Origin of the sequence: Pseudomonas sp. A-RE-22, from assembly GCF_019956035.1 — a bacterium.
Taxonomy (GTDB): Bacteria; Pseudomonadota; Gammaproteobacteria; order Pseudomonadales; family Pseudomonadaceae; genus Aquipseudomonas; species Aquipseudomonas brassicacearum.
Window position 1 is genome coordinate 23,185 of the sequence record NZ_JAHBCZ010000011.1, and the last position, 23,300, is coordinate 46,484.

Annotated in this window: 17 protein-coding genes, 2 tRNA genes and 1 pseudogene; 2 read left to right on the forward strand and 18 right to left on the reverse strand. The window is 60.9% G+C overall.

Annotated elements, in window-relative coordinates; genetic code table 11:
- Positions 1-52: 52 nt before the first annotated feature.
- The 12 genes from KGA89_RS06445 to rnr form a co-directional block, all read right to left on the reverse strand.
- A complete protein-coding gene (locus KGA89_RS06445) occupies positions 53-3,343 on the reverse strand; it encodes a DUF2126 domain-containing protein (protein WP_223470940.1) in 3,291 nt (1,096 codons plus the stop codon).
- 174 nt (positions 3,344-3,517) lie between these two features.
- Positions 3,518-3,979, reverse strand: coding sequence for a hypothetical protein (locus tag KGA89_RS06450; protein ID WP_223470941.1), 462 nt, complete (start codon positions 3,977-3,979; stop codon positions 3,518-3,520).
- Positions 3,980-4,051: 72 nt separating this feature from the next.
- Complete coding sequence (locus KGA89_RS06455) at positions 4,052-4,495, reverse strand: hypothetical protein (RefSeq protein WP_223470943.1); 444 nt, start codon at positions 4,493-4,495, stop codon at positions 4,052-4,054.
- Positions 4,492-5,412, reverse strand: coding sequence for an NAD synthetase (locus tag KGA89_RS06460; protein ID WP_223470945.1), 921 nt, complete (start codon positions 5,410-5,412; stop codon positions 4,492-4,494). The genes KGA89_RS06455 and KGA89_RS06460 overlap by 4 nt, the downstream gene beginning before the upstream one ends.
- A 290-nt stretch (positions 5,413-5,702) precedes the next feature.
- Positions 5,703-8,003: a YgiQ family radical SAM protein gene (locus KGA89_RS06465; protein WP_057448265.1), complete on the reverse strand. Its 2,301-nt coding sequence runs from the start codon at positions 8,001-8,003 to the stop codon at positions 5,703-5,705.
- 202 nt (positions 8,004-8,205) lie between these two features.
- Entirely contained in the window at positions 8,206-9,603 is a 1,398-nt protein-coding gene (dnaB, locus tag KGA89_RS06470; RefSeq protein WP_014336312.1) for a replicative DNA helicase, read from the reverse strand.
- Positions 9,604-9,720: 117 nt separating this feature from the next.
- Positions 9,721-10,167, reverse strand: a complete 447-nt coding sequence (gene rplI / locus KGA89_RS06475; protein WP_003197251.1) for a 50S ribosomal protein L9 — start codon at positions 10,165-10,167, stop codon at positions 9,721-9,723.
- 18 nt (positions 10,168-10,185) lie between these two features.
- On the reverse strand, positions 10,186-11,076 hold the full coding sequence (locus KGA89_RS06480) for a hypothetical protein (RefSeq protein WP_223470947.1): 891 nt from the start codon (positions 11,074-11,076) through the stop codon (positions 10,186-10,188).
- A gap of 36 nt (positions 11,077-11,112) precedes the next feature.
- The gene (gene rpsR / locus KGA89_RS06485) at positions 11,113-11,343 is read right to left on the reverse strand and encodes a 30S ribosomal protein S18 (protein ID WP_002551829.1); all 231 of its coding nucleotides are present in this window, start codon (positions 11,341-11,343) and stop codon (positions 11,113-11,115) included.
- 28 nt (positions 11,344-11,371) lie between these two features.
- Complete coding sequence (rpsF, locus tag KGA89_RS06490; protein ID WP_003186395.1) at positions 11,372-11,800, reverse strand: 30S ribosomal protein S6; 429 nt, start codon at positions 11,798-11,800, stop codon at positions 11,372-11,374.
- A gap of 304 nt (positions 11,801-12,104) precedes the next feature.
- Positions 12,105-12,863, reverse strand: a complete 759-nt coding sequence (gene rlmB, locus KGA89_RS06495) for a 23S rRNA (guanosine(2251)-2'-O)-methyltransferase RlmB (protein ID WP_013692133.1) — start codon at positions 12,861-12,863, stop codon at positions 12,105-12,107.
- Complete coding sequence (rnr, locus tag KGA89_RS06500; protein WP_003197244.1) at positions 12,860-15,496, reverse strand: ribonuclease R; 2,637 nt, start codon at positions 15,494-15,496, stop codon at positions 12,860-12,862. Before rnr ends, rlmB begins: the two co-directional genes overlap by 4 nt.
- Positions 15,497-15,722: 226 nt before the next feature.
- On the opposite strand from rnr, the gene KGA89_RS06505 reads away from it, so the two are divergent.
- Together KGA89_RS06505 and KGA89_RS06510 are read left to right on the forward strand one after the other, a co-directional pair.
- Positions 15,723-15,809 (forward strand) — tRNA-Leu (locus KGA89_RS06505).
- Between the two features lie 175 nt (positions 15,810-15,984).
- Positions 15,985-16,071: transfer RNA gene (locus KGA89_RS06510), tRNA-Leu, on the forward strand.
- Between the two features lie 216 nt (positions 16,072-16,287).
- On the opposite strand, the gene KGA89_RS30685 is transcribed toward KGA89_RS06510, so the two are convergent.
- From KGA89_RS30685 to hflK, 6 genes and pseudogenes are all read right to left on the reverse strand, one after another.
- On the reverse strand, positions 16,288-17,172 hold the full coding sequence (locus tag KGA89_RS30685) for a methyl-accepting chemotaxis protein (protein WP_394351213.1): 885 nt from the start codon (positions 17,170-17,172) through the stop codon (positions 16,288-16,290).
- Positions 17,146-17,886 (reverse strand): annotated as a pseudogene (locus KGA89_RS30690) (HAMP domain-containing protein); the annotation flags it as partial. The gene KGA89_RS30685 and the pseudogene KGA89_RS30690, both read right to left, overlap by 27 nt.
- A gap of 487 nt (positions 17,887-18,373) precedes the next feature.
- Positions 18,374-19,666, reverse strand: coding sequence for an adenylosuccinate synthase (locus KGA89_RS06520; protein ID WP_003197240.1), 1,293 nt, complete (start codon positions 19,664-19,666; stop codon positions 18,374-18,376).
- 54 nt (positions 19,667-19,720) lie between these two features.
- On the reverse strand, positions 19,721-20,908 hold the full coding sequence (locus KGA89_RS06525) for an ATP phosphoribosyltransferase regulatory subunit (protein WP_223470951.1): 1,188 nt from the start codon (positions 20,906-20,908) through the stop codon (positions 19,721-19,723).
- 325 nt (positions 20,909-21,233) lie between these two features.
- Entirely contained in the window at positions 21,234-22,103 is an 870-nt protein-coding gene (gene hflC, locus KGA89_RS06530; RefSeq protein WP_223470953.1) for a protease modulator HflC, read from the reverse strand.
- Complete coding sequence (gene hflK, locus KGA89_RS06535) at positions 22,103-23,275, reverse strand: FtsH protease activity modulator HflK (protein WP_003197228.1); 1,173 nt, start codon at positions 23,273-23,275, stop codon at positions 22,103-22,105. Before hflK ends, hflC begins: the two co-directional genes overlap by 1 nt.
- Between the last annotated feature and the right edge of the window lie 25 nt (positions 23,276-23,300).

The following is a 23,300-nucleotide window of genomic DNA, read 5'->3' on the forward strand; positions in this document are numbered from 1 at the left end:
TGTCCGGGGAAAGATCGCAGCCTCGTTGCACTCGACAGCTCCTACACAGCTCCTACATTGAAGCCCCTGGAAAGCGTCGCAGATCGAGTGTGAGCGGAAACTCGTCATCCATGGCCAGGCTGGGTATCGGAAGTTTCCCTGGCGTATGTCCGATACGGAAGAAACGCGCCATCCGCCGGCTTTCGGCCTCGTTGGCATTCACCGGCAAGCTGTCGTAGTTACGCCCGCCCGGATGGGCCACGTGATACTGGCAGCCGCCCACGGAACGTTGCATCCAGGTGTCGAGCAAATCGAAGACCAGCGGCGCATGCACCGGGATGGTCGGTTGCAGGCAGTTGGCCGGTTGCCAGGCGCGGAAACGCACCCCGGCGACGAACTCGCCGACCCGGCCGGTGGGTTGCAAAGGCACCGGTACGCCATTGCAGGTCAGCAGGTAGCGTTGCGGCGCCAGGCCGCTGAGCTTGACCTGCAAGCGCTCCAGGGAGGAATCCACATAACGCACGGTGCCGCCCACCGCGCCCTCTTCCCCCAGCACATGCCAAGGCTCGAGGGCCTGGCGCAATTGCAGCTCGATACCGCTGACCGCGTAATCGCCCACCTTGGGGAAGCGGAACTCCAGGTGCGCAGCGAACCACTCGGCCCGCAGCGGGTAGCCGGCGGCATTCAGCTCATGGATGACGTCGGCAAAATCCTGCTCGATAAAGTGCGGCAACAGGAACCGGTCATGCAGCTCGGTGCCCCAGCGCGCCAGTTTCGCCGGCGCATAAGGCTCGCGCCAGAACCGCGCCACCAGCGCCCGCAGCAGTAATTGCTGGGCCAGGCTCATGCGGGCGTGGGGTGGCATCTCGAAAGCACGCAACTCCAACAGGCCGAGACGCCCGGTGGCGCCGTCCGGCGAATAGAGCTTGTCTATGCAGAATTCGGCACGGTGGGTATTGCCGGTCACGTCGATCAACAGGTTGCGCAACAGGCGATCGACCAACCACGGCGGGCATTCCTCGCCGGGCTGTGGCATTTGCGCGAAAGCGATTTCCAGCTCGTACAACGCGTCGTTGCGCGCCTCGTCCACGCGAGGTGCCTGGGAGGTCGGGCCGATGAACAATCCGGAAAACAGGTAGGACAACGACGGATGGTTATGCCAGTAACTGATCAGGCTGCGCAGCAGGTCGGGACGCCGCAGAAACGGAGAGTCAGCCGGTGTCGCGCCACCCAGTACGAAATGGTTACCGCCGCCGGTGCCTGTGTGCCGGCCATCGATCATGAATTTCTCGGTGGTCAGCCGGGTCTGTCGCGCTTCTTCGTATAAAAATTCAGTGCGCTCGACCAACTCATCCCAGGTCGCCGAAGGCTGCACGTTGACCTCGATCACACCGGGGTCGGGGGTGATGCGGAAATTGCCCAGGCGCGGGTCGCTCGGCGGCTCGTAGCCCTCCAACAGCACCGGACAGTGCAGCTCCTCAGCCGTCGCCTCGATGGCGCTGACCAGTTCCAGGTAATCCTCGACCCGCTCCAGTGGCGGCATGAACAGGTACAGCCGACCTTCGCGGGCCTCGGCGCAGAAAGCCGTGCGGGTCAGCCAGTCGGCGGATTTGTCGATCTCCGGGACATGCTCCTGCTCGGTCGCCGGCTCGCCGTGACGCGCCAGTTGCTCGGTGCCGGGCAGCACGGGCAAGTCCTGGTTCGGGTCGGTGGGGTGGATGAACGGGTACTCGGCCGCCGTCACCCAAGGCTGGGACGCCAGTGGCAAGCGATAGCCCAGGGGCGAATCCCCCGGCACCAGGCGGCAGTGACTGTCACGCAGGTACCAGCGACCGCTTTGCCATTGATCGCCCTTGGCGGTGCGGGCCAGCGGCAGGACCTGGCCGATGACCTTGTCCAGGCCTTGGTTGAAGACCTTGCGCAACCGTGCACGCTCCAGGGCGTCCTCCAGGCGTGGGTCCTCGGCCGTGACATTCGAAGGCAATGCACCTTCGCGCCAGAGGTAATAGAAGTTGTCTTCGTAGGCCGGAAACACGAAGCGCGCAGGAATTTTCAAACGCTCGGCAACGCTCGCCAGGAAACGTCCGGCCAGTTCGCCATCGGCGCCGTAGTCCTCCTGCTCATCGGCGATCAACGCGCTGTTGTGCCAGATCGGCACCCCGTCGCGCCGCCAATAGCAATTGAGCGACCAGCGCGGCAATTGCTCGCCGGGGTACCACTTGCCCTGGCCGAAATGCACCAGCCCCTTGGGCGCATAGTGCTTGCGCATGCGCTGGAACAGCTCGGCGGAGAGCCGGCGCTTGTCCGGCCCGAGTGCCGCGGTGTTCCACTCGGCGCCATCCGGGTCATCGATGGAGACAAAGGTCGGTTCGCCCCCCATGGTCAGGCGCACGTCGCCTTCCAACAGGTCGGCATCGATCTGGCGCCCCAGTGCCTGGATCGCCAGCCACTGTGCGTCGGTGTAAGGCTTGGTCACCCGCGGTGCTTCCCAGACCCGCTCGACGGACATTTCGTGGCTGAACTCACACTCGCAAGGCTCCACCAAGCCACTGATCGGGGCCGCCGAGGACGGATCGGGACTACAGGCCAACGGGATGTGGCCTTCACCGGCGAACAACCCGGATGTCGCATCCAGGCCGATCCAGCCAGCACCGGGCAGGTAGACCTCGCACCAGGCATGCAGGTCGGTGAAGTCCACGTCGGTGCCGGACGGGCCATCAAGGCTTTTCACATCGGCAGTCAACTGGATCAGGTAACCGGAAACGAAACGCGCGGCCAAGCCAAGGTTGCGCAACAGCTGCACCAACAGCCAGGCCGAGTCGCGGCAAGAGCCGGATGCGTGCTCAAGGGTGTGCTCCGGGGTCTGCACGCCCGGCTCCATGCGAATCAGGTAGTTGATGTCTTCGCTCAGGCGCTGGTTGAGCGCCACCAAAAAATCCACCGCAGGCAACGGCGTGCGGTCGATGCCGTCCAGATAGGCCTGGAATTTCGGCGTCAGCGGCAGGGTTTCCAGGTAAGGCGCCAACTCCTTGCGCTCGTCGGCCGCGTAGGCGAACGGGATCTTTTCGGCGTAGGGCTCGAGAAAGAAGTCGAACGGATTGAACACCGCCATTTCCGCCAGCAGATCGACTTCGATGCGCATCTCCCGGGTTTTCTCGGGAAACACCAGCCGCGCCAGGTAGTTGCCCTGGGGGTCCTGCTGCCAGTTGATGAAATGCTGCTCGGGCGAAACCTTCAGCGAATAGGAAAGAATCCGCGTGCGGCTGTGGGCCGCCGGGCGCAGGCGAACGATCTGCGGGCCGAGCTCGACGGCGCGGTCGTAGCGGTAATGCGTGACGTGATGCAATGCGACATGAATCGACACGACGTGCCTCCTGCGAGCCTGGGCGTTATCGAAAGCGGCGCAAGACTTATGCCATGCAGGCAGGCCGGACACTTTCTTTGTCTACTCAAGGCAGTAGAGCACTAAAAACGCGCGCTGCCCGAATTCATCTGCAAAGCAATGCACATAAATGCGGCGCCGACAGCGCAAATCGACTCAGCGACGCGGGCGTGATGCCTTGGCGGCCTGGATGATCAGCGCGCGTTGGCGGCGGATGTCGACGAGTTTGCTGCGCATCTCCCGATGGCGCTTGCTGTTGAGCAGCAAGAGCCCCAGCAGCGGCAACAACACCGCGAATAGGTACACACCCTGATGCGGTCGATAAGCGAACGTCGGCAGCACCGCCGCCAGGCAGGCCAGGAAATACCCCGCCACCCACCAGACCGCCCAGGCGCGCCCGCGAGCGATCAAGAGGTTGCCCAAGACCAGAACGATCACCAGGGCCAAAGTGCCGAGCCCGACATAGTCGGTCCTGGCTGACGGCTCCAGGGCACGCCAATAAGTGGTCCCGGCCAACACAAGCAGCGTGGACCCGGAAAAGCAGCCCAGCAGGATCGTCCCCATGAAAACCGGAAAATAACGGGCGAGGAATGGCTTCAGCGATCCACCACCGATCATGGCGCAATCTCCTTAAAGCCATCAACGACAGCGCACGCCCTGACGGAGCGAAACGCTTGCAGCGTTACGCATTCATGATCGAGGGCCACGCAGAGCCTCCCGCTTTCTGCGGATAGCGACAAGTTTGTCACGCATATCCCGTTGCCTTTGGCTTTGCAGCAGCAACAGGCCAAGCACCGGGAATAATACCGCCATAGCGTAGAGCGCCCGATGAGGGGCGTAACCAACCATCGGAAGGACAAATACCAGGCAGGAGACGAATACCCCAACCAACAACCATACCCAGCGCGGTCGCCCCCAAAGGACCATCAGGTTACCGTGCGCCACTAACAGCGTAACCGCTGCGCCCCCCAGCATGATGTAAACGCCGCTTTCAGCTAGGGGCAATGATCGAAAATAGGTTATGAAAGCCAGTGAGATAGCCAAGGCAATTGAAATGTAAGCCGCGAAGATACCGGCAATAAACCCAAGAAAATGCCTTTGGAAGAAGCCTCGAAGTGTAAGTTCGTTGTTCATTCATCAAGCTCTTCGTACAGACCAATAGCGATAGTCTTGACATTGCCTGATAGGGCGCTCCCGCTCAGCCCGATAGCTGCGCCAAGCGAATCCTTGATTTGGGTAATAGTGCCGTGCTTGAGTTCGGCGGCCGTGAAGCGCTTGGGTAACTCACCGGCAAGTTGCTTCAACTTGAGCATTTTTGACGTCAAACGAGGATCATTGATACTCAACAATTCCTTGGTCAGCTTAGCCCTCTCCTGTCGGTTCAAGCCCCGCAGGACCTCGCGCAGAGTTTTACCGGTCGAAGCCTTGGCAACCCTGACCATTTTGATTGTCGTCAAAGCAGAGGCCCCCACGCCGACCAACGAAGCGGCATCCAAGCCTATTGAGGCGTTTTGATACCATGCCTCACTGTCCAGCCAGTCATTCGTTTGGGGGCTGGCAACTTCGAGGCTGGTGCGAACAAGTCCATTGACGCACTGGAGGCTGCTCGCTCCCGCAGCTGTCCAGGCAATTGCCACCATCACACCACTGGCTCCGGCACTGAAAGGGACCAGGATGGTTCCACTGGCAATCACGACCCAACTGATTACCGCTCCCGCACAAGAAAGTGTCGTGTTCACCGCCTCAATAACTAGACGCGACTCACGTGGATTGCTCTGTACCTGCTGGGCAAATTGCTCCGGCGCTATATATTTCTGCGCCTCGCGCAAGATGATCCGTTTAGGCTTGATGCTGCAAATCGGCTTGAACTCACGCAAAGTCAATACATTGAACTCAGCATCGATATACACCACACCCGCGCCGACGATGCTTGGATCGGCATCAATGGCGGCGAACAACCGTGGCAGGTTGATTTGACTTTCTATGCGGCGACGGGCCATCAACTGGGAGATGCTGTTGTCCATGCCGATGCCGGGTAACGGAGTGCTCATATGAATCGTCCTTGAGAATCGGAGGGTGAGACTTTATCCACACTGAACCCTGTGGCGAGGGAGCAGCCCCAAACAAACCCATGCAGCTTTCCCAGACAGACCGTGCCAGCCGGTTTACGACGGCTTCGCCGCCGAGCGGGAGCAAGCTCCCTCGCCACAAGGGCTGTGTCCAGCTTGACTGCACTTAATTGACTGACATTGGCGGGCGCCACGATAACAAACGGCCAGCACCGCCGCTAGAAAGCAAAACGCCAGCACTTAGGCTGGCGTTTTGCGAGGTGGCAGGGCGATCAGCGCGGCACGACAGGCTTGCGCGCCGGTTTCGGTCCTTTGCCCTTGGCGGCGTCCTTGCGTTCCTTGGCGGCCTGCTGGTTGCGGGCGAATGCCGCAGCCTTGGCCTGCTCGCGCTTGTCCCATGGGTTGCCGCCGTCGCTGGCGCGCGGTGGCAGGCCGGTGTGCTGGGTCAGGATCTTGGTGGTTTCCTTGCCTACCTTGTGGCTGCCGGCTGGCGTCGAGTTCTTGCGACGGGCGCTCTGGTAGCTGTCGGTGGCCGGCTGGTGCAACGGAATCAATTGGTTCTTGCCCGGCCCGATCAGGTCGGCGCGGCCCATGCGGGTCAGCGCTTCGCGCAGCATCGGCCAGCCCTTGGGGTCGTGATAGCGCAGGAAGGCCTTGTGCAGGCGGCGCTGCTCCTCGCTCTTGACGATGGTCACCGCGTCGCTCTTGTAGGTGACCTTGCGCAGCGGGTTCTTGCCCGAGTGGTACATGGCGGTCGCCGTGGCCATTGGCGACGGATAGAACGCCTGCACCTGATCGGCGCGGAAACCATTGCCCTTGAGCCACAGCGCCAGGTTCATCATGTCTTCGTCGGTGGTGCCCGGGTGGGCGGCGATGAAGTACGGAATCAGGTACTGCTCTTTCCCGGCTTCCTTGGTGTACTTCTCGAACATCCGCTTGAATTTGTCATAGCTGCCGATGCCCGGCTTCATCATCTGGTTGAGCGGGCCTTCCTCGGTGTGCTCCGGAGCGATCTTCAGGTAACCGCCGACGTGGTGGGTCACCAGCTCCTTGACATATTCCGGCGACTCGACCGCCAGGTCGTAACGCAGGCCAGAGGCAATCAGGATCTTCTTCACCCCAGGCAAGGCCCGGGCGCTGCGGTACAGCTGGATCAACGAAGAATGGTCAGTGTTCAGGTTCGGGCAGATGCCGGGGAACACGCACGACGGCTTGCGGCACGCGGATTCGATTTCCGGGCTCTTGCAGGCAATGCGATACATGTTCGCGGTCGGGCCGCCGAGGTCGGAAATGACTCCGGTGAAACCCGGGACCTTGTCGCGGATCTCTTCGATCTCGCGAATGATCGACTCTTCGGAACGGTTCTGGATGATCCGGCCTTCGTGCTCGGTGATCGAGCAGAACGTGCAGCCACCGAAGCAGCCACGCATGATGTTCACCGAGAAACGGATCATCTCGTAGGCCGGGATCTTCTCCTTGCCATACGCCGGATGGGGGACGCGTGCGTAAGGCATGCCAAACACGTAGTCCATTTCTTCGGTGGTCATCGGAATGGGTGGCGGGTTGAACCAGACGTCGACTTCGCCGTGCTTCTGCACCAGGGCGCGGGCATTGCCTGGGTTGGTTTCCAGGTGAAGCACGCGGTTGGCGTGAGCGTAGAGCACCGCGTCGCCACGAACCTTCTCCACCGATGGCAGACGGATCACGGTCTTGTCGCGGGTCATTTTCGGGCTCGCCAGGATCTGCACGACCTTGGCTTCGCTCGGGTCCTCGACCGGACCCTTCTCCTGCTCGATGGCGCAGGCTTGCGTGTCCTGGGTGTTCACATACGGGTTGATGATCTTGTCGATCTTGCCCGGACGGTCGATGCGCGTGGAGTCGACTTCGTACCAGTCTTTCGGCGTATCACGACGGATGAAGGCCGTGCCGCGCACGTCGGTGATGTCTTCGATCTTGTGGCCGTAGGACAGGCGCTGGGCGACTTCGACAATCGCCCGCTCGGCATTGCCGTAGAGCAGGATGTCGGCGCAGGCGTCGATCAGGATCGAGTTGCGGACACGGTCCTGCCAGTAATCGTAGTGAGCGATACGGCGCAGCGACGCTTCGATGCCACCCAGCACGATCGGCACATGTTTGTAGGCTTCCTTGCAGCGCTGGCTGTAGACCAGGCTCGCGCGGTCCGGCCGTTTGCCCGCCATGCCGCCCGGGGTGTAGGCGTCATCGGAGCGAATTTTCTTGTCGGCGGTGTAGCGGTTGATCATCGAGTCCATGTTGCCGGCCGCGACACCGAAAAACAGGTTGGGCTCGCCAAGCTTCATGAAGTCGTCTTTGGACTGCCAGTTCGGCTGGGCAATGATCCCGACGCGAAAGCCCTGGGCTTCCAGCAAACGGCCAATGATCGCCATGCCGAACGACGGGTGATCGACGTAGGCATCACCGGTCACGATGATGATGTCGCACGAATCCCAGCCGAGCTGATCCATCTCCTCCCTGCTCATGGGCAGGAATGGCGCCGGACCGAAACATTCGGCCCAGTACTTGGGATAGTCAAATAACGGCTTGGCTGCTTGCATGTCGATAACCGGTATAAAAGATGAAAAATCGCGGGCGCGGAATATAGCACAAAAAATAACCAATTCCGACGGCTATGGTCGGAAATTGGTGGCGCACCTTTCGCGAGCAAGCTCGCTCCCACAGAGGAATGTATTCCAAGGTGGGAGCGAGCCTGCTCCGGGCGGCGTTCCGACGATGAGGCCGGATCAGACGATGAAGAGCTTACTCGTCGTCATCAAAATTGTAGCTACCCGGCGCCAGGTTCTCGAACCGGGTGTATTTACCGATGAACGCCAGGCGGATGAAGCCGATCGGGCCGTTCCGCTGCTTGCCGATGATGATTTCGGCGATGCCCTTGTGCTCCGTCTCGGGGTGATACACCTCGTCGCGATACACGAACATGATGACGTCGGCGTCCTGCTCGATCGCTCCGGATTCCCGCAAGTCGGAGTTCACCGGACGCTTGTTGGGGCGCTGTTCCAGGGAGCGGTTCAACTGGGAAAGAGCCACCACCGGGCAGTTGAATTCCTTGGCCAGGGCCTTGAGGGAACGGGAGATTTCGGAAATCTCGTTGGTCCGGTTGTCGCCGCTGGAACCGGGGATCTGCATCAGTTGCAGGTAGTCGATCATGATCAACCCTACCTCACCGTGCTCACGCACCAGGCGACGGGTCCGGGCGCGCATTTCCGATGGGCTGATACCAGCCGTATCGTCGATGAACAGCTTGCGGTCGTTGAGCAGGTTGACCGCCGAGGTGAGGCGCGGCCAGTCGTCGTCTTCCAGTTGGCCGGAACGAACCTTGGTCTGGTCGATACGCCCCAGAGACGAGAGCATACGCATGATCAGCGATTCGCCTGGCATCTCGAGGGAGTACACCAGGACAGCCTTTTCGCTGCGCAGCACGGCGTTTTCCACCAGGTTCATCGCAAAGGTGGTTTTCCCCATGGACGGACGGCCGGCGACGATAATCAGGTCGGACGGCTGCAGGCCGCTGGTCTTCTCGTCGAGGTCGGTGTAGCCGGTGGACAGGCCGGTGATGGCGTTGTCAGTATTGAACAAGGTGTCGATACGGTCGATCGCCTTGGTCAACAGGTCGTTGACGCTGACCGGGCCGCCGGTTTTCGGGCGGGCCTCGGCGATCTGGAAGATCTGCCGTTCGGCTTCGTCAAGGATCTCGGCGGCGGTGCGGCCTTCCGGGTTGAAGGCGCTGTCGGCGATTTCGGTGCTGATGCCGATCAATTGGCGCAAGGTCGCCCGCTCGCGCACGATCTGCGCGTAAGCCTTGATGTTGGCGACCGACGGCGTGTTTTTCGCCAGTTCGCCCAGGTAACCGAGGCCACCGACCTGAGACGTCTGCCCTTCCTTGTCCAATTGCTCGGCCAGGGTCACGACGTCGATCGGCATGTTCTGATCGGCCAGCTTGGCGATCGCACGGAAAATCAGCCGGTGGTCATGCCGGTAGAAATCGCCATCGGAGACTTGATCGAGCACGCGTTCCCAGGCGTTGTTGTCCAGCATCAGACCACCGAGCACGGCCTGTTCGGCCTCGATGGAATGCGGAGGCACCTTCAGGGCAGCGGTTTGCAGATCGTATTGCTCGGGAGCGGTGATTTCGTTCATGGCCACTTCTGGTTATGAAAATCAGGAATTGCAGAAAGACAAAGGGCACGACCTGTAAACAGGATCGTGCCCGATGTTACCGGCAAGCACCCGAGGGTGCCAGCCGACAGGTGTTGCTTAAGCTGCTACCACGACAACGCGTACGGTGGCTTCAACTTCGGCGTGCAGGTGCACGGCTACGTCGAATTCGCCTACGTTGCGGATGGTGCCGTTCGGCAGACGAACTTCGCTTTTCGCAACTTCAACGCCGGAGGCGGTCAGTGCGTCAGCGATGTCGTGAGTACCGATCGAACCGAACAGCTTGCCTTCGTCGCCAGCGGTGGCAGTGATGGTCACTTCCAGCTCGGCCAGTTGGGCAGCACGGCTTTCAGCCGAGGTTTTACGGTCTGCGGCAGCTTTTTCCAGCTCAGCACGACGCTCTTCGAACGCAGCCAGGTTGGCAGCCGTCGCAGCGGTGGCTTTGCCGTAAGGCAGCAGGTAGTTACGACCGTAACCGGCCTTAACGTTTACTTTGTCACCCAGGTTGCCCAGGTTGGTGACTTTTTCCAGAAGGATCAGTTGCATGTGAAAATCCTCTAACTTTTAACCTTCACCGTTCGCGTTGTCGGCGTCTTTCGGCGCCATACGACCGCGAAAATCAATCAGGCTGTCGACGATGGCCATGACCACGAGCAACGGACCGAGCAAGTGCATGAAAGGCAACAACGTCACGTACATCCCCACCAGCCAGAACGTGGCCAGTCGTTTCTGCGCCACCAGCCCATGAATCAGGGCCAGGCCGGCGAAGACCAGCGGTACACTGCACAACGGCGACAGGATCAGTGCATGCAGCCCGAAAAACGGAGCCACACACATGACGGCCAGTAGTGACAGCGCCACGCTTTTGGGGAATCGGATGGCGCGAAATTCGCGACCGAAACCACCGGGGTTATACAACGACGCCTGCCAATAGCGCCCAAGAATCAGGCACAGCACGCTAAAGATCTGCGACGATAACGCTATCGAAATGATCAGCAGCGGAGCGCTCATAGCGGTGAAAAGCGCCTTCTGGTCTGCCGAGAATGTCTCGTAGACCCCACCCATCGCCAGCGGCAGGACGTCTTCGAACGTCTGCGCCAGTGACTCGATGAAGGAACTGAAGACAGTTCCCAGGCTCACCGCACACAACAACCCCACGGCCACGCTGCACAGCAGCACGCGGTTCCAGGTATGACCGGCGCGCAGAACCAACGCCAGGCCACCGGCCCCGAGCAACACCAGGAGTGTTGTCGGGTCCTTCAGGAAATACCAGCTCACCAACGCTGACAATAACCCGATACCCAGGACGCTCAAGGCGTCCGAACCGCGCCGCAGGAGCACAAGGCACCCAGCGGCGGCACTCAACCAGAACAACAGCGGCAATGCCGCGGATCCGGCCACAACCAACGTGGCCTGCACACGTCCCCGCATGATGAAGTCAGCTAAGGCGCGCATGCATTCAATCCCTTACTACTCGTCGACTGCCCGGTCTCAGCGGCCGTGGCTGTCGGTGTAGGCCAGCAGGGCCAGGAAGCGGGCGCGCTTGATAGCGGTGGCCAGCTGACGCTGATAACGAGCTTTGGTACCGGTGATACGGCTTGGAACGATTTTGCCGGTCTCGGATACGTAGGCTTTCAGAGTGTTGAGATCTTTGTAATCGATCTCTTTCACGTCTTCAGCGGTGAAGCGGCAGAATTTACGACGACGGAAGAAACGTGCCATGTGATTGGCTCCTTAAAAGGTCCGTGGATTACTCGTCAGCGTTATCGCTGTTGTCGCTGTCGCTATCGCTGTCATCGCCATCGGCGCTGTCAGAGTGCTCAGGACGGTCGCGACGCTCACGGCGCTCACTGCGGTTTTCTTCAGCCTTGAGCATCTCGGATTGGCCGGTGACGGCTTCTTCGCGACGGATGACCAGGTTACGGATCACTGCATCGTTGTAGCGGAAGTTGTCTTCCAGCTCGGCCAGGGCCTTGCCAGTGCACTCAACGTTCAGCATCACGTAGTGAGCCTTGTGAACATTGTTGATTGCGTAGGCCAGCTGACGACGGCCCCAATCTTCCAGACGGTGGATTTTGCCGCCGTCTTCTTCGATCAGCTTGGTGTAACGCTCAACCATGCCGCCGACTTGCTCGCTTTGATCCGGGTGGACCAAAAAGATGATTTCGTAATGACGCATGAATGCTCCTTACGGGTTGTAGCCTGCCGCTCAAAAACGGTCAGACAAGGAGTGAATGACACTTATGGACTTGTGGACGCTAGACACATGAGTGCCTGCCATCACAGCAAGGGGCGCAATTGTAGAGAAGGGTCGAGGGAGGTGCAAGGCAATTGGTGATTATTTGAACAACCGCCGATCCTGCCCCACACAAAACACTGTGGGAGCGAGCTTGCTCGCGATAGCGGCGTGCCAGTCGACATTTCTGGCACTGATACACCGTCATCGCGAGCAAGCTCGCTCCCACATTTGATACGCGTCTGGCTCAGGATTTTTTGGCGGAAGCCTTGACGCTGCGCTGGCGCAGCGCTTCGAACAGGCACACGCCGGTCGCGACCGAAACGTTGAGGCTACTGACGCTGCCGGCCATCGGCAGCTTGACCAGGTAATCGCAGTGCTCGCGGGTCAGGCGGCGCATGCCCTTGCCTTCGGCGCCCATGATCAGGATCGTCGGGCCCGTCAGGTCCTGGTCATAAATGCTGACCTCGGCCTCACCCGCCGTGCCAACCACCCACAAGCCGCGCTGCTGGAGTTTTTCCAGGGTACGCGCCAGGTTGGTCACCGCCACCAGTGGAATCACTTCCGCCGCGCCGCAGGCGACCTTACGCACAGCCGGCGTCAAGGTTGCCGACTTGTCTTTAGGCACGATCACCGCCAACGCACCCGCCGCATCCGCCGAACGCAGGCAGGCGCCGAGGTTATGCGGGTCGGTCACGCCGTCCAGCACCAGCAGCAGGGGCGCGCCTTCGGTGCGATCGAGCAGTTCGTCGAGCATCGCCTCGCCCCAGACCTGGCTCGGGCTTACGTCCGCAACCACACCCTGGTGAACGCCTTCGACCCACACGTCCATTTCACGACGCTCGGCCTGGCCGATGGCAACCTTGTTTTGGGTGGCCAGTTCGACCAGCGCCTGCACACGCGGCTCGCTGCGACCTTCCGCCAACCATACTTGCTTGACACGTTTAGGGTGGTGACGCAGCAGTGCTTCTACGGCGTGCACGCCGTAGATTTTTTCCAGACTCATGACTTGGCCTTAGGTTTGCGCGACCCGCCGCTTTTCGCGGGGGCCGAACCCGCTTTTGGCGGGCCTTTACGGTGTTTACTTGGCTTGCTCGACGGTTTTTCCGCCCCGTGGGACTTTCCCCCAGACGCCGCTTTACCACCGCTTTTGGCTTCGTTGAGCAACTGCTGCTTCAACTCGCGGCTCTTGCGCAGTTCGGCGTTTTTCGCCGCAGCGTCGCTGGGGCGGTAGGCCTCGGGAGCCTTATCCTTGACAGACGAACGGCGACCGGCCCTGGCTGGCTCAGGCTCCGCGGTTTTTGCAGGAGCACCTTTACCCTTACCTTTGGTCGCAGGCGCTGCGGTCTCGTTGCCACGCTTTTTACGGCCAGTCGGTGCTTCGGCGGGCTTGTCAGACATTCCGAAGTCGATCTTGCGCTCATCGAGGTCGACGCGCATGACCTGCACTTCCACGGTGTCGCCCAGACGGAAGCTGCGACCGGTGCGCTCGCCCGCCAGGCGGTGGTGCACAGGATCGAAGTGGTAGTAATCACCCGGCAAGGCGGTGACGTGCACCAAGCCCTCGACGTAGATGTCGGTCAGCTCGACAAACAAACCGAAGCCGGTCACTGCAGTGATCACACCCGGGAACGACTCGCCCACGCGGTCTTTCATGAACTCGCACTTGAGCCAGTTCACCACGTCGCGAGTGGCTTCGTCGGCGCGGCGCTCGCTCATGGAGCACTGCTCGCCCAACTGTTCCAGGGCCGCTTCGTCGTACGGATAGATCCGTGCCTTCGGAATGGTCATGGCACCGGCGCGCTTGACGTGCGGGGTGTTCTGCTTGGAATGGATCACGCTGCGGATCGCGCGGTGCGTGAGCAGGTCCGGGTAACGGCGGATCGGCGAGGTGAAGTGGGTGTACGCCTCGTAATTCAGGCCAAAGTGACCCTGGTTGTCGGCGCTGTACACCGCCTGGCTCAGGGAGCGCAGCATCACGGTCTGGATCACATGGTAATCCGGACGGTCCTTGATGCTGGCCAGCAGTGCCTGGTAGTCCTTCGGCGTCGGGCCGTCCTTGCCTTTGTGCAGGGACAGGCCGAGCTCGCCGAGGAAGGCGCGCAGCTTTTCCAGACGCTCCGGCGGCGGGCCGTCGTGCACGCGGTACAACGCAGGAATCTCGTGCTTCTTGAGGAATTCCGCGGTGGCCACGTTGGCCGCCAGCATGCACTCTTCGATCAGCTTGTGCGCATCGTTACGGGTCGTCGGGGTGATTGCGGCGATCTTGCGCTCGGAACCGAAGACAATCCGGGTTTCCTGGGTCTCGAAATCGATTGCGCCACGCACGTGACGGGCACCCAGCAATACCTTGTACAGCGAGTACAGCTGCTTGAGATGCGGCACCACGCCAGCGTATTCGGTACGCAGGGTCTTGGCTTCACTGGTCTTCGGCGTTTCCAGGATGGTGCTGACCTTGTTGTAGGTCAGGCGCGCCTGGGAGTGGATCACCGCTTCGTAGAACTGGTAGTCGGTCATTTCGCCGGTCTTGGAGATGGTCATCTCGCACACCATGGCCAAACGGTCGACTTTCGGATTCAGCGAGCACAGCCCGTTGGACAACTGCTCAGGCAGCATCGGGATCACGCGCTCAGGGAAATACACGGAGTTGCCGCGCACCTGGGCTTCGTTATCCAGGGCCGAACCGATCTTCACGTAGCTGGACACGTCGGCAATCGCGACGAACAACTTCCAGCCGCCGGAGAACAGGCGCAGCTTGCCAGGCTTGGCTTCGCAGTAGACCGCATCGTCGAAGTCGCGGGCATCTTCGCCGTCGATGGTGACGAACGGCAGATGGCGCAGGTCGATGCGTTTTTCTTTATCTTTCTCTTCAACTTCCGGCTTGAGCTTGGCGGCTTCCTTGAGCACAGCCTCGGGCCAGACGTGAGGGATGTCGTAGGTGCGCAGCGCGACGTCGATCTCCATGCCCGGCGCCATGTAGTTGCCGACCACTTCAACGATATCGCCCTGTGGCTGGAAGCGCGCAGTTGGCCAGTGGGTGATTTTCACCTCGACGAACTGACCCACCTTGGCGGCGCCATTACGGCCCGGGGTAATCAGCACCTCCTGCTGGACCTTCGGGTTATCCGGCACAACAAAACCGATACCGCCTTCTTCGAAGTAACGGCCGACGATGGACTCGTGGGCACGGGACACCACTTCGACGATCACGCCCTCACGGCGACCACGACGGTCCAGGCCGGAAACACGGGCCAGGGCCCGGTCACCGTCGAACACCAGGCGCATTTGCGCCGGGCTCATGAACAGGTCGTCGCTGCCGTCGTCCGGGATCAGGAAACCGAAGCCGTCACGGTGACCGGCGATGCGGCCCAGGATCAGGTCGAGCTTGTCCACCGGCGCATAGGTGCCGCGCCGGGTGTAGATCAGTTGAGCGTCGCGCTCCATGGCGCGCAGACGGCGGCGCAGGGCTTCGAGTTGGTCCTCGGTGGTCAGACCGAACTCTTCGACCAACTGCTCGCGGCTAGCAGGCGACCCCCGATCGGCGAGATGCGCCAGGATCAGTTCGCGGCTAGGAATAGGGTTTTCATATTTTTCCGCTTCACGAGCGGCCTCGGGATCGAGGGACTGCCAATCGGCCATTAGAGAGTTTTCACCTTGTCTATATGCGGGTTAGTTTGGCATAGGCTTAATGAAACGGGAAATTTCAAGCATCCGATCGCTTTTCTAAAGTCATTTGGCCCGCCTTGGAAGCCCGGAAAAGCACCGCTCGTGAAATTTAGCGGTTTTTTTCTCAGGAGGGGTTTACAGTTAAAAAGACGCTCCGTATAGTGCGCGCCATCGACGACGTACACACGATGTCGATATTGCCCAGATGGTGAAATTGGTAGACACGCCAGCTTCAGGTGCTGGTGACCGCAAGGTCGTGGAAGTTCGAGTCTTCTTCTGGGCACCAATTTCGAGCAACAGGTCAATGACCTGCATGCTCAACAAAAACCCGCGAAAGCGGGTTTTTGCATTTTTGCCCCTGCAATTGCGTTTGGCAATTACTAAAACAAAAACAGGGGTTTACAGATCAAAATGCGCTCCGTATAGTGCGCCACATCAACAGCGGCAACGCTGAAGATGCTGCCCAGATGGTGAAATTGGTAGACACGCCAGCTTCAGGTGCTGGTGACCGCAAGGTCGTGGAAGTTCGAGTCTTCTTCTGGGCACCAATTCAAGCTTCAAGGTTACGGCCTTGAATCTCACAAAAACCCGCGAAAGCGGGTTTTTGCGTTTCTGGCCTCTGGGAATATATCTGAGCCGCTGACATCGCTATCGCGAGCAAGCTCGCTCTCACAAGGGATTCATGCCGGACACAAAATCTGTATCCACTAAAAATCACCTGTGGGAGCGAGCTTGCTCGCGATGAGGCCAGCCTAGCAGCCTGATCAGGCCCGGAACTGCCCCAGGCTTGCCTTCAACTGCGCCGCCAGGTTGTCGAGCACCTTGCCGCTGGCGGTGGTCTCGACCACGGCCTGGGCCGCCTTCTCGGCCTGGGCATGGATGGTTTCCACCCGCCCGCGCACCGCTTGCGCACCCTGGGCCTGATGAGCCGCTGCCTGAGTCGCCAGGCCGATGGCCGCATGCACCTGCTCCACGGATGCCTGCACCGACTGCTGCAACCGCGCACTGTCTCGCAGCACCAACAAGCCTTCGCTGGCCTGGCGCCCGGCCTGGCCGATAGCGGCCACCGCCTCGCGAGCCCCCTGCTGCAAGGCCACGATATGCGCCTGGATATCGCCCGTTGAGCTTTGGGTCTTGCTCGCCAGGGCCCGCACCTCATCCGCCACCACGGCAAACCCGCGCCCGGTCTCCCCGGCCCGCGCCGCCTCGATGGCCGCGTTCAAGGCCAACAAGTTAGTCTGCTCGGCGATGCCGTGAATCACCGTCAGCACCACTTCGATCTGTTCGCTCTGCTGCGCCAGCCGCTCGATCACTTTCGCCCCGGTGTCTACCTGCCCGGCCAACGCCTCGATCAAGCTACTGACCTTGGCCGAAGTGCGAGTGTTTTCATCGGTGGCCTGGCGGATCTCCACCACCTGCTGCAAAGCCGCCTGCATCGCCTGGCTTTCCGATTGAGCCTCATCCGCCATTTGCGACAGCGCACGCAGGCTCTCGGCCACCTCATCACGCTGCATCCCGGCCGCCGCGTCGGCACCGGAGTTGCGCAAGGTCATCGCACCGATTTCCACACCGGTACGCTGGGCCACATCGCCCGCCTCGCGCACGATGGGTTGCAACTTATCCACAAAGCGGTTGACCGCTGAGGCCATGTCGCCGATTTCGTCCTTGCTGTTGATTTGCACACGCTTGGTCAGGTCACCCTCGCCCGCCGCCAAGTCGTTCATGGCCGCGATCAGCAACTTCAAGCGATTGACCACCCGACGCCCCAGCACCACGGCCAGCAGCACCAGCACGCCGAAGCCCACCAGCGCCAGGCCCAGGCCGATGCGCCAGCGCAAGGTGCCTGCGGCTTCCTGCACAGTGCTAGAGGTATTGGTCTGCATCTGTGTGGCGGTGGCCTGGGCCGACTCCAGACGACCGCGCATGGCGGTGGCGCTGTCGGCCGCCGCCCCCTTGAGGCTGTCACCGACCAACTGGTCGCTGCTGGCGATCAAGGCCAAGAAGCGTTGGTCCAGCGCCTTCAGGTCAGCTTCAACGGAAGCCGTGGAAACGCCCATCAATACTTTGCCAATCTCTACGCCGTTGGGGCTGATCGAGGCTTCAAGGTAATACACCGAGGGGTCGCTCTTCGCCGCATCCAGCACTTTATCCAACGCTCGCTCGCCCTTGCCTTTCTCCAGCAGCGCCTTGTTGATCGGGTTTTCCCGGTTCAGGTAGCGAGTCAGGTGCTCACCACTGGCGTCGTCATAAATAACGAACAACACATTGGGGTTGCGCTGGGCCCGGCGGGCGAATTCGGAAAGGGTCGGTATGTCGCTGTCCCACATGGCGCGTGGCGCGACCGAGGCCAGGAGTTGCGCCATATCGTTGGCGGAATCCTTGAGCGATTTCTCGAGTGTCGTGCGCAACTGCGCCTGCTCGTCCTTCAGGCGCGTCGACAAACCGGCGGTGAGGCGCTGACGAGTGCTGGCAGACAAACTGTCCAGGCTTGAAGTGACCTCGCGTCCGGCCTGCTCCAGTTCGCCAGACAGTTTCTGACTATCCACCCCCAGCCGGCCCCCTAGGTCGGCCTCCAGCGCGGTGACCGTGCTTCGGGTCAGCGCGACGGCCACGAGCACTTGCACCAAAAGGGCGATACCCAGGGTAACGAACACAGGCCGCAATAGACGGCTTTGTAACAGTGAGAGAACGGCCGACACAGGGGAATCCCTCTACTAAACGCCATTAAATTGATGGCACTTCAAAGAAGTACTTATTGTTAACGATGCATAGCAAAGGTCGTGCCGTTCGGCAGGCAGATACGACAAAGGCCCCAAACGAGGGGCCTTTGTTTTTTACATCAACGACTTATCAGGCAAACGGGTGACGCAGAACGATGGTTTCGTTGCGGTCCGGCCCCGTCGAAATAATGTCGATCGGCGCACCGACCAACTCTTCGACGCGCTTGATGTAGTTGCGGGCCGCCAATGGCAGCTCTTCCAGGGTCTTGGCGCCCACGGTCGATTCGGTCCAGCCCGGCATCTGCTCGTACACCGGCTCCAGGCCGATGTAGCTGTCGGCGTCGGTCGGTGCGTCGATGACGGCGCCGTCCTGGTTCTTGTAGCCCACGCAGATGTTGATGGTTTCCAGGCCGTCCAGCACGTCCAGCTTGGTCAGGCACAGGCCCGAGATGCTGTTGACGTCGATGGCGCGACGCAGGATGACGGCATCGAACCAGCCACAACGACGGGCACGGCCGGTGGTAGCACCGAACTCATGGCCACGCTTGGCCAGGAAGGCGCCGACGTCGTCGAACAGCTCAGTCGGGAACGGACCCGAACCCACGCGAGTGGTGTAGGCCTTGGTGATACCCAGGATGTAGTCCAGGTACATCGGACCGAAACCCGAACCGGTGGCGATGCCGCCGGCGGTGGTGTTGGAGCTGGTGACGTACGGGTAGGTACCGTGGTCGATGTCCAGCAACGAACCCTGGGCACCTTCGAACATGATGTCCTTGCCTGCGCGACGCAGCTCGTGCAGCTCGGCAGTGACGTCGAGCATCATCGGCTTGAGCAGCTCGGCGTACTCCATGCACTCGTCCAGGGTTTTCTGGAAGTCGATGGCTGGTTCTTTGTAGTAATTGACCAGGACAAAGTTGTGGTAGTCCAGCAACTCGCCCAGCTTGGCGGCGAAACGCTCACGGTGGAACAGGTCACCGATGCGCAGGCCACGACGGGCTACTTTATCTTCGTAGGCCGGGCCGATGCCGCGACCGGTGGTGCCGATCTTCAGCTCGCCACGGGCCTTTTCACGGGCCTGGTCCAGCGCGACGTGATAGGACAGGATCAGCGGGCAGGACGGGCTGATACGCAGGCGCTCGCGCACCGGTACGCCTTTTTCTTCCAGCTTGATGATTTCCCGCAGCAAGGCGTCGGGAGCAACCACCACACCGTTGCCGATCAGGCATTGGACGCCTTCGCGCAGTACGCCCGACGGAATCAGGTGCAGAACGGTTTTTTCACCGTCGATCACCAAGGTGTGACCTGCGTTGTGGCCACCCTGGTAGCGCACTACGGCGGCAGCATGTTCGGTCAGCAGATCAACGATCTTGCCTTTGCCCTCATCACCCCACTGGGTGCCCAGGACTACGACATTCTTACCCATAACACTTGTCCTCATTCGCGCAAACTTGGTGCCGGCCGCAGCCGGCAGGAAAACTCAAGAAGCCAGCGGCAATACTTGCCAAAGCCCGTTCTGCTGAATCAATTGCCGGTCGCAGTCCGCTTCACGGGCGGCGGCCAAAGGTTGCCCAGGCAAGGCCTGGACGACACGCTGACCCTCACTGCGCAACTGGCAGACTGCTTGCCAGAGTGCCGCATCCGTACTGTCAGGCATCCAGATACCGCCAGACGGTAGCTCGACTTCAGCACGCCCCAGGGTCACCAGGGTTTTCAAATCGGTAGAGAAACCGGTCGCCGGACGGGCACGACCAAAGTCGGCACCGATGTCGTCATAACGGCCGCCCTGTGCGATGGACTGGCCCACGCCCGGGACGAACACGGCGAACACGACACCCGTGTGGTAGTGATAACCGCGCAACTCACCCAGGTCGAAATACAACGGCAACTCGGGGAAACGCACCGACAGACGCTCGGCAATCGCCAGCAAGTCGTCCAGCGCCGCCAACACAGGCGCCGGCGCATGGGCCAGGCGTTCACGGGCAGCGGCCAATACTTCACGTCCGCCACACAGGCCCACCAGCGCCCGCAGCATGTCCGACAGATCGGTCGGCAGGCCCTCGGTCAGGCTGATGACTTCGTCGATGGCCTTGCGCTGCAGGGCATCGAACAGCTGTTGCTCCACTTCGCCGGACAAACCGGCCGCACGGGCCAGGCCGCGATAGATGCCGACATGCCCCAGGTCCATGTGGACATCCGGCACGTCAGCCAGTTGCAGCATGGCCAACATCAGGCTGATGACTTCTACGTCGCTGCTCGGGCTGGCGTCGCCATACAACTCGGCGCCCAACTGGATCGGGCTGCGCGAAGACGACAAGGCACGCGGCTGGGCATGCAGCACACTGCCGGCGTAGCACAGGCGGCTCGGACCTTCACGGCGCAGGGTGTGGGCGTCGATGCGCGCCACTTGCGGCGTGATGTCGGCACGAAAGCCCATCTGCCGGCCCGACTGCGGGTCGATAACCTTGAAGGTGCGCAGGTCCAGGTCCTGGCCCGCGCCGGTGAGCAGGGATTCCAGGTACTCGATATGCGGGGTGACTACGAACTCGTAACCCCAACTCTGGAACAGATCCAACACCTGCCGACGCGCTACTTCGATACGCGCAGCTTCCGGTGGCAGTACTTCTTCGATGCCATCTGGCAGCAGCCAGCGGTCTACCGTTGCCATTACGCCATTCCCCTATGGTCCGGGCGGCCAGCTTTCGGGCTGGCCTTGAGTGAAGCAGAAAATGCCTGCGCCAGGCGCGCATCCTAGGCAAAAAACGCGCAAGAGCGACGTGACGAATGGCCAGCAATCGGCCTCGCCCAGCACTTCCCTCGAAAAACCTGTCGAGTCGTCCAACTCGACGCCTGCACCTGTGAACCGCAATCGAACGTGCAGACGCAAAAAAGCCGGGAATTTCCCGGCTGCCGCATCATACACACGTTTTCCCAAAGGATCACCCCGCCCGACGCTTTAGCCGCCAGGCGGAGTGCCTCAGGTCAACGCCGCATCAAGGCTTGGCCTTTTCCAGGTAGCGGAAGAAGTCACTGCTTGGGTCCAGGACCATGACGTCGGATTTGTTCGCAAAGGCTTCGCGGTAGGCACGCAGGCTACGGTAGAACCCGTAGAACTCCTGATCCTGGCCATAAGCCTTGGAGTAGATCGCAGCGGCCTGGGCATCACCATCACCACGGACCTCTTCCGATTCACGATAGGCTTCGGCCAGCAGCACACGGCGTTGACGATCGGCGTCGGCACGGATGCCTTCGGCCAGTTCGTTACCCTTGGCGCGGTGCTCGCGGGCTTCACGCTCACGCTCGGTGCTCATCCGCTCGAATACGCTGCGGTTCACTTCCTTCGGCAGGTCGATGGCCTTGACCCGGACATCGACCACTTCGATACCCAGCTCTTTTTCCGCCATCGTGTTCAGCGAACGGGTGATGTCGGCCATGAGCGCATCACGCTCGCCGGACACCACTTCATGCAGCGTGCGCTTACCGAACTGGTCACGCAGGCCCGACTCCAGACGACGGGACAGGCGCTCGTCGGCGATCTGCTTCAGGCCCGAGGTCGCGGTGTAGAAGCGCTCGGCATCCTTCACGCGCCACTTGGCATAGGCATCCACCATCACGGCTTTCTTTTCCAGCGTCAGGAAGCGTTGCGTCGGCGCATCCAGCGTCATCAGGCGGCCGTCGAACTTGCGCACCTTGTTGACGTACGGCACCTTCACATGCAGCCCCGGCTGGACATCAGCCTGGACCACGCGACCGAATTGCAGCAACACCGCACGCTCGGTCTGAGCCACGATGTAGAAGCAGTTCCAGGCAGCGATCGCCACGACGACACCGACAATAAGGGCGATCAGCGATTTATTGCTCATCAGCGACTCTCCCTGGTACGTGCTTGCTGTTGCTGCAGGTCCGCCGCCGCACGAGCGTTGGCTTCATTGCTGGCGGCCGCCGAACTGGTCGCCGGCGCGCTGGTGTTGCGCCCGCTCTCGACCATCTTGTCCAGCGGCAGGTACAGCAGATTGCTCTGGCCGTTCTTGTTGCCGGTCACGAGGACCTTGCTGGTGTTGCTGAAGACTTCCTGCATGGTGTCCAGGTACAGACGCTCGCGGGTGACTTCTGGAGCCTTGCGATATTCGGCCACCAGCTTGGTGAAGCGATCAGCCTCACCCTTGGCACGGGAGACCACTTCGTCACGGTAACCGTTGGCATCCTCGATGATGCGCTGGGCCTGACCACGGGCTTCCGGCACGACGCCGTTGGCATAGGTTTCGGCCTGGTTGCGCGAACGCTGCTCGTCTTCACGGGCACGGATCACGTCGTCGAAGGCTTCCTGGACCTCACGCGGGGCTGCCGCGCTCTGGACGTTGACCTGGGTGACGGTGATACCGGTGCGATAGGTATCGAGGAACCGCTGCAGGCGCTCCTTGATTTCGCTGGCCATCAGTTCACGACCTTCGGTCAGCACCTGGTCCATGGCGGTGGAACCCACCACATGGCGCAAGGCACTTTCGGTCGCGTGCTGCAGGCTGGTTTCCGGCTGGTCGACGTTCAGCACGAAGTCCTGCAGGTTGGTGATCTTGTATTGCACGGTCAGCGGCACTTCGACGATGTTCTCGTCTTCGGTCAGCATCTGGCCCTGCTTGGTGTACGCCCGCTCACGCGTGACGTTTTCCAGGTACTTCTGGTCGATCGGCGGGAAATAGATATTCAGGCCCGGCCCAACCGTCTCGTAGTACTTGCCGAAGCGCAGCACCACGGCCTGCTCCTGCTCGTCCACGACATAGACCGCGCTGTACAGCCAGACAGCCGCCAGCACGACCAGACCGATGCCGAGCAGGCCGAAACCGCCGCCCTTGCCCGGACGACCGCCACCCTCGTCACCGCGTTTTTTACCACCACCGAACAAACCGTTCAGGCTTTCCTGCAGCTTTCGGAAGGCCTCGTCGAGATCCGGCGGCCCCTTGCGGTCGCCGTTGTTACGACGCTTGCCACCCCAAGGATCCTGATTATTCGAGTTGCCACCCGGCTCATTCCAAGCCATAGCGCTCTCCATCTGATAAAGCAAA